The 1629-nt window shown below is 36.2% G+C and carries 2 protein-coding genes; both read left to right on the plus strand.

Annotation, left to right across the window (positions count from 1 at the left end; genetic code table 11):
* Nucleotides 1–186: 186 nt before the first annotated feature.
* Nucleotides 187–1029: a hypothetical protein gene (locus CLOSYM_RS03955; RefSeq protein WP_021641051.1), complete on the plus strand. Its 843-nt coding sequence runs from the start codon at nucleotides 187–189 to the stop codon at nucleotides 1027–1029.
* Nucleotides 1022–1543, plus strand: a complete 522-nt coding sequence (locus tag CLOSYM_RS03960) for a hypothetical protein (RefSeq protein WP_021641052.1) — start codon at nucleotides 1022–1024, stop codon at nucleotides 1541–1543. The genes CLOSYM_RS03955 and CLOSYM_RS03960 overlap by 8 nt, the downstream gene beginning before the upstream one ends.
* Nucleotides 1544–1629 lie beyond the last annotated feature (86 nt).

The following is a 1629-nucleotide window of genomic DNA, read 5'->3' on the forward strand; positions in this document are numbered from 1 at the left end:
CCAAACTGCAACAAATGATGCACAGAAACGGCAAGAAACAGCGAAAACACCTCGCGTAATACATCTCGGTTGAACTGTTACGGAAAAGGTTGCCATTCAGCCTCTAAAATACCGGGAAGATGATAACAATAAAAACAGAATAAAATTCCATGATTAAAAAATGTATGAATATACAGGAGGGAAACAGTGGACAAGGATCGGGACAGGCATAAAACAGAATATGATTTGGATCAGCTTCTGAAAGAGTCTTTTAGGATGGATGATAAATCACTCCTTGAACGATTTCAGCGTGCACAGACTGAGATTGACGACAGTCAGATTCCTCCGGAACCGGAAGATGGTTTTGAACGGCTGTTGGACAAAATTGAAGAGAAAGGCATTGAGCCCCAATATATCCGCGACAGAGAAACGGAGAGCAGGAGTGGAAAGAGACGCCGGCTCAAACCAATGCTTAAGGTTGCTCTGGTAGCGGCTGTTGTTGTGGGCGTAATGATGGCAACGACACTTACGGTTGGGGCTAAGAAGTATTTTACTTATAGGAAGACGGTTAAACCAAGTATCAGGAATGCCGTAGTTTTGGATAATGATAGGAACAAAGAAGACTATGGAGAGCTAGAAGTAGCTTATGAAGAAATAAAGAAAACATTAGGAATTGATGCAATACGGTTAGATCAAATTCCTCCAGAGCTGGTATATAAAGACACTGTAATCTCAGGTGATACTGCAACAATGTTATTTAAGTATGGTAATAGTAACTTTAATGTAATACAGCAAATTAGAAGTGTTGGTAATTCATCAGGTATTACTTCGGATAGAAATAATCAGAATAAGGAAGAGGTATATAATAGATGGCTTAATCAGAATATAGAAATACAAACGGCAACTATAGAAGACCAAAAAATAGAATATAGTGCGGAAATTATTTTAGATAATTCATATTATTACATATCATGTGTTATGGATAAAGCGGATTTTATTAATATAATAGAAAATCTATATATTGAAACTGGAGAGGGTGAAAATGGTTAAATTTTGGAAACGAACGATTTTAAGTATTTTAGCAATATTATTAATTAATTCGGTACCGGTTTATGCGTCAGAAGTTTTTTATTGGAATGGCATTGAAGTAATAGATGACGATGACGAGTCAATTATATTACCGGAAAATGTACGGTCTTCAAGAAGTGTAGTTAGAGGTAGTATCCTTTCAACAGGAATCGTTGATATATCTGACGGTGGTAAAGGAAAAGTTGAATTAACAATACAAACATTGGCCCATGTACCCTGTGATAAAATATGTAACGCATTGACGTTACAAGTATGGAATGAGTCTTTAAATGATTGGACACAGGTTACTCGTTTTGAATTCGAAGCTAAACATGAAGATAATCCAGACGAGGAATTAAATTATTTAATTAATGGAGTAGATGTTGAAAATCTCCCAAAAGGTATTTATAGGGCTCGTGGACTACATGCTGTTTATCTGGGAGATGACTATGAATCATTTGCTTCAAGGACAAATGGAATTCAGATATATAGATAATTATATAAGTCAATCCATTATAAGCTGTCGTACTAATGCGGCAGCTTTTTTATTGTTAGGGCAAGGCCCTGTTTTGAACATGGAGT

It is taken from the genome of [Clostridium] symbiosum ATCC 14940, from assembly GCF_000466485.1.
GTDB classification, from domain to species: domain Bacteria; phylum Bacillota; class Clostridia; order Lachnospirales; family Lachnospiraceae; genus Otoolea; species Otoolea symbiosa.